Annotated in this window: 5 protein-coding genes; 4 read left to right on the top strand and 1 reads right to left on the bottom strand. The window is 70.5% G+C overall.

Translation table 11 applies throughout. The features are described from left to right. Positions 1 to 188: 188 nt before the first annotated feature. Positions 189 to 515, bottom strand: coding sequence for a WhiB family transcriptional regulator (locus ACWGIU_RS27970; RefSeq protein WP_453710325.1), 327 nt, complete (start codon positions 513 to 515; stop codon positions 189 to 191). A gap of 380 nt (positions 516 to 895) precedes the next feature. Between ACWGIU_RS27970 and ACWGIU_RS27975 the strand changes: the two genes are divergently transcribed. The 4 genes from ACWGIU_RS27975 (at position 896) to ACWGIU_RS27990 (ending at position 5537) form a co-directional block, all read left to right on the top strand. After that, positions 896 to 1507, top strand: coding sequence for a response regulator transcription factor (locus ACWGIU_RS27975; protein WP_003948568.1), 612 nt, complete (start codon positions 896 to 898; stop codon positions 1505 to 1507). A 360-nt stretch (positions 1508 to 1867) separates the two neighbouring features. After that, positions 1868 to 2497 carry a sigma-70 family RNA polymerase sigma factor gene (locus ACWGIU_RS27980; protein ID WP_375938076.1) on the top strand — a complete coding sequence of 210 codons (630 nt, stop codon included), beginning with the start codon at positions 1868 to 1870 and terminating at the stop codon, positions 2495 to 2497. A 259-nt stretch (positions 2498 to 2756) separates the two neighbouring features. Further along, a complete protein-coding gene (guaB, locus tag ACWGIU_RS27985; protein ID WP_398678504.1) occupies positions 2757 to 4256 on the top strand; it encodes an IMP dehydrogenase in 1500 nt (499 codons plus the stop codon). A 156-nt stretch (positions 4257 to 4412) separates the two neighbouring features. Next, a complete protein-coding gene (locus tag ACWGIU_RS27990; protein ID WP_453710328.1) occupies positions 4413 to 5537 on the top strand; it encodes a GuaB3 family IMP dehydrogenase-related protein in 1125 nt (374 codons plus the stop codon). Positions 5538 to 5544: the final 7 nt, after the last annotated feature.

Below are 5544 nucleotides of genomic sequence, written 5' to 3' on the forward strand. Positions count from 1 at the left end.
GGGCCGCGCTGACCCAGTGCCCGCCCCCGGCGGGCCGCGCGCCGACCCGTGCAGCCCCCGGCGGCGGCCGGGGGCGCACATGTCGGACGGTCGGATACGGCCGAGCGGGTGAACCGCGGGCCGGGCGGCGACACACCCGGGCGTGCCGACGATTCGGAGAAACGTTCCTTCAGGCGCTTCGCCGGCTCTCAGTTCGGCGTGATCGGTCCGTTCGCACTCGACGCGGGGATCAGACGATGCCGGGCGCGGCCCATCAGTTCCTCGCGCTCGTCCTCGGTGAGGCCGCCCCACACCCCGTAGGGCTCTCGGACGGCGAGTGCGTGCGCGGCGCATTCCGAACGCACCGGGCATCTCATGCAGACCTCTTTAGCCGAGGCCTCGCGCGCGCTCCTGGCCGCGCCCCGCTCGCCTTCCGGGTGGAAGAAGAGGGAGCTGTCGACCCCGCGGCAGGCGGCTAGCAGCTGCCAGTCCCAGAGGTCGGCGTTCGGTCCGGGGAGGCGGGAGAAATCTGCCATTGGTAGTCCCTCTTGGTGCCGGTACTGAGGCGGATAGGGTCCATGTCTCCACACCTACTGTCGGAGTAGATGTAAATATGACTCATTGGGAATCTAGCCTCAGACACGTGCGAAACGGAAGGAAAGCCGCCAAATAGGGCATAGCTCCAGATGGAGGACAGACTGCTCGCGCCTCCGACGCCGTGATCGCTTCCTCACGTAGAGTGCTGAAGGTGTCCGTCCGACCCGTAACTCTTTCGAGTGACCATCGTTGAGAGTGCGAAGGCGGTTGAACCAATAAGTTCTCGGACAGGTGTCCGGGAGCATCGACCGCACAGGTGACGATACGTACCAGCCTGGAGGCTCAAGGTGACGCGCATCAGCAGCTGCGGAGGGCGGTCATGACATCCGTCCTCGTCTGCGACGACTCCCCGCTTGCCCGAGAGGCGCTCCGCCGCGCGGTTGCCACCGTGCCCGGCGTCGAGCGTGTGACGACGGCTGCCAACGGCGAGGAAGTCCTCCGCCGCTGGGGCGCCGACCGCTCCGACCTGATTCTGATGGATGTACGGATGCCCGGGCTGGGCGGTGTGGAGACGGTCCGCCGACTGCTCTCGGCCGACCCCGGCGCCCGCATCATCATGCTGACGGTGGCCGAGGACCTGGACGGCGTGGCCCTCGCGGTCGCCGCCGGCGCCCGTGGGTATCTGCACAAGGACGCCTCGCGCGCCGAACTGCGGGCCACGGTCACCCAGGCCCTCGCCGACCCGACCTGGCGACTGGCCCCGCGCCGGCTCCGCTCGGCCGAGATGGGCGCCGCGCCCACGCTCACCGCGCGCGAGATCCAGGTGCTGGAGGGCATGAGCCACGGCCGGTCCAACGCGGAGATCGGGCGCGAGCTCTTCCTCTCCGAGGACACGGTCAAGACGCACGCCCGCCGGCTGTTCAAGAAGCTCGGCGCCTCGGACCGGGCGCACGCCGTGGCACTCGGTTTCCGCTGGGGTCTGGTCCGCTGACCCCCCGGGTGTGGCCGGGCCCTGCCCGGTCCGCCACAGGCCGCGGATCGTCGAGAGCGGTCCCGTCCGCCACCCGCTGACGGGGCGGCGCGCCGCCCTCGACGGCTCTTGCTGTCGAGGGCATCCCTGTCCCCGCCGTACCCGGTGCGCACCCGGGGATTGGCGGGGCACGATCCGGGGGACGTCTCGCTTCGTGCGCGATGCCGCATCCTTGAGGGTGTGGAGTCTCTCGGGGACTATTCGGCCGAGCGGGAGGGGAGGGCGCAGACGATGAGTTCCGGCGCACCTGCTCATAACGCTTCGATGCACAACAAGGGCCATGGCGGCGCGGATGCTCCGACGCCAAGGCACCATGGATTGATGCGCGACGACGAGGCCCTGGGGTCACCCGCGGCCACAGGCCCGACCAGCACCGCCAAGGGCGGCAGTGCCGGGGGCGTCAGCGCGCTCGTACGCAGGGCGGTGGAGGGCGACGAGCAGGCCACGCACGACCTGCTCGCCTTCGTGCACCCCCTCGCGATCCGTTACTGCCGCACCCGGCTCTCACGATTGCCGGGTGACGCTCGTCACTTCGTCGAGGACCTGGCGCAGGAGGTCTGTGTCGCCGTCCTGATGGCGCTGCCGCGCTACCGGGACACCGGTCGGCCCTTCGAGGCCTTCGTCTTCGCGATCGCCGCACACAAGGTCGCCGACCTGCAACGGGCCGCCATGCGGCACCCGGGCAGCACGGCCGTGCCCTCCGACGAGATGCCGGAGCGGCCCGACGACTCGCTGGGCCCGGAGGAGCGCGCGCTGCTCAGCAGTGACGCCGCCTGGGCCAAGAAGCTGCTGGCCAACCTCCCGGAGAATCAGCGCGAGCTCCTCGTGCTGCGGGTGGCCGTCGGGCTGACCGCGGAGGAGACCGGGCAGATGCTGGGGATGTCCCCGGGGGCCGTGCGCGTGGCCCAGCACCGCGCGCTCAGCCGGCTGAGGGCACTCGCCGAGCAGTAGGCGGCCGTCCGGGTCGCGGCCGGCACGCGGCCCCACCGCGGTCCGGCGCGTCTGTTCCGTGCGGTCCCCGTGGTCCCTGGCCCGTGCCGTGCGCGGGTTCTCGCCAGAGGTCCGTGCCGGTACCCCGCGTGGGCTCCGGCGTGGGATGCAATCGTAGGAAACGACGAAACTTCTGCTTGACCTTGGTCGTGGAATGAGACGCGTCGGTATCCCGTTAGCATGGACATCCGCGCTGAGCAAGACCATTTGGGAAGGTGTCATGACCGCCGACGGAGTGCCCGACAAATTCGCCACGCTCGGACTGACCTACGACGACGTGCTGCTGCTGCCGGGCGCGTCGGACATGTCGCCTGACGCGATCGACACCTCTTCCCTCATCTCGCGCAACGTGCGCGTGAACGTCCCGCTGCTGTCCGCCGCCATGGACAAGGTCACCGAGGCGCGCATGGCCATCGCCATGGCCCGTCAGGGCGGCGTCGGCGTGCTGCACCGCAACCTCTCGATCGCCGACCAGGCCAACCAGGTCGACCTGGTCAAGCGCTCCGAGTCCGGCATGGTCACCGACCCGATCACGGTGCACCCGGACGCGACGCTGGGCGAGGCCGACCAGCTCTGCGCGAAGTTCCGCATCTCCGGCGTCCCGGTCACCGACGCGGCGGGCAAGCTCCTCGGCATCGTCACCAACCGCGACATGGCCTTCGAGTCGGACCGCAGCCGCCAGGTGCGCGAGGTCATGACCCCGATGCCGCTGGTCACGGGCAAGGTCGGCATCTCGGGCGTGGATGCCATGGAGCTGCTGCGCCGCCACAAGATCGAAAAGCTTCCGCTGGTCGACGACGCGGGCATCCTCAAGGGCCTCATCACCGTCAAGGACTTCGTCAAGGCCGAGCAGTACCCGAACGCCGCCAAGGACAAGGGCGGCCGGCTTCTCGTCGGCGCGGCCGTCGGTGTCGCGGGCGACGCGTACGAGCGCGCCCAGGCCCTAATCGAGGCGGGCGCCGACTTCATCGTCGTCGACACCGCCCACGGTCACTCCCGCCTGGTCGGCGACATGGTCGCCAAGATCAAGTCGAACTCCACCGTCGACGTCATCGGCGGCAACGTCGCCACGCGCGACGGCGCCCAGGCGTTGATCGACGCCGGCTGCGACGGCATCAAGGTCGGCGTCGGTCCCGGCTCCATCTGCACCACCCGCGTCGTCGCCGGCATCGGCGTCCCGCAGGTCACCGCGATCTACGAGGCCGCGCTCGCCGCCAAGGCGGCCGGCGTCCCGGTCATCGGCGACGGCGGCCTCCAGTACTCCGGCGACATCGCCAAGGCCCTGGTCGCGGGCGCCGACACGGTGATGCTCGGCTCGCTGCTCGCCGGCTGCGAGGAGTCCCCGGGCGAGCTGCTCTTCATCAACGGCAAGCAGTTCAAGTCGTACCGCGGCATGGGTTCGCTCGGTGCGATGCAGTCCCGCGGCGACCAGCGCTCCTTCTCCAAGGACCGCTACTTCCAGGAGGGCGTGGGCGGCGACGACAAGCTCATCCCCGAGGGCATCGAGGGCCAGGTCCCCTACCGCGGCCCGCTCTCCGCGGTCGTGCACCAGCTCGTCGGCGGCCTGCGCCAGTCGATGTTCTACGTCGGCGGCCGCACGGTCCCCGAGCTGCAGGACCGCGGCCGCTTCGTCCGCATCACGTCGGCGGGCCTCAAGGAGAGCCACCCGCACGACATCCAGATGACGGTCGAAGCACCGAACTACTCCCGCAAGGGCTAGCGGCACAGCAGTGCACGGGGCGGGTCCGGAACAACCGGGCCCGCTCCTCGCCGTTGCGGGGCCCGGCCCCAGGCGTCCGTACAGCGGTCATGGGAACGCGACTCTCCGGCGTTCGGGGATACTGGACGGGCAGACCCAGAGGAAAGGCCACCACACGTGACTGAGATCGAGATCGGGCGCGGCAAGCGCGGCCGCAGGGCGTACGCGTTCGACGACATCGCCATCGTCCCGAGCCGGCGTACCCGGGACCCGAAGGAGGTCTCGATCGCCTGGCAGATCGACGCGTACCGCTTCGAGCTCCCCTTCCTGGCCGCCCCCATGGACTCGGTCGTCTCCCCGCAGACCGCCATCCGCATCGGCGAGCTCGGCGGCCTCGGCGTGCTGAACCTCGAAGGCCTGTGGACCCGGTACGAGGACCCGCAGCCGCTGCTCGACGAGATCGCGGAGCTGGACGAGGAGGCGGCCACCCGCCGTCTCCAGGAGATCTACTCCGCGCCGATCCAGGCGGACCTGATCCGGCAGCGGATCAAGGAGGTCCGCGACTCCGGTGTCGTCACCGCCGCCGCGCTCTCCCCGCAGCGCACGGCCGAGTTCTCCAAGGCCGTCGTCGAGGCGGGCGTGGACATCTTCGTGATCCGTGGCACCACCGTGTCGGCCGAGCACGTGTCGGGCGCCGCCGAGCCGCTGAACCTCAAGCAGTTCATCTACGAGCTCGACGTCCCGGTCATCGTGGGCGGCTGCGCCACCTACACGGCGGCCCTGCACCTGATGCGCACCGGCGCGGCCGGTGTCCTCGTCGGCTTCGGCGGCGGCGCCGCGCACACCACGCGCAACGTGCTCGGCATCCAGGTCCCGATGGCCACCGCCGTCGCGGACGTGGCCGCGGCCCGCCGCGACTACATGGACGAGTCCGGCGGCCGCTACGTGCACGTCATCGCCGACGGCGGCGTCGGCTGGTCCGGCGACATCCCGAAGGCCGTCGCCTGTGGCGCGGACGCCGTGATGATGGGCTCCCCGCTGGCCCGTGCCACCGACGCGCCCGGCAAGGGCAACCACTGGGGCATGGAGGCCGTCCACGAGGACGTGCCGCGCGGCAAGAAGGTCGACCTCGGCACCGTGGGCACCACGGAGGAGATCCTCACCGGTCCCTCGCACACCCCGGACGGCTCGATGAACATCTTCGGCGCGCTGCGCCGCTCGATGGCCACCACCGGCTACAGCGAGCTCAAGGAGTTCCAGCGGGTCGAGGTCACGATCGCGGACTCGCAGCACAGTCGCTGACCGGTAC

Source organism: Streptomyces sp. NPDC054840 (assembly GCF_053611065.1).

What these genes read in the sequence shown, in the direction of transcription:
- ACWGIU_RS27970 (WP_453710325.1), bottom strand. Translation starts at nt 515, where the DNA reads ATGGCAGATTTCTCCCGCCTCCCCGGACCGAACGCCGACCTCTGGGAC.
- ACWGIU_RS27975 (WP_003948568.1), top strand. Translation starts at nt 896, where the DNA reads ATGACATCCGTCCTCGTCTGCGACGACTCCCCGCTTGCCCGAGAGGCG.
- ACWGIU_RS27980 (WP_375938076.1), top strand. Translation starts at nt 1,868, where the DNA reads ATGCGCGACGACGAGGCCCTGGGGTCACCCGCGGCCACAGGCCCGACC.
- guaB (WP_398678504.1), top strand. Translation starts at nt 2,757, where the DNA reads ATGACCGCCGACGGAGTGCCCGACAAATTCGCCACGCTCGGACTGACC.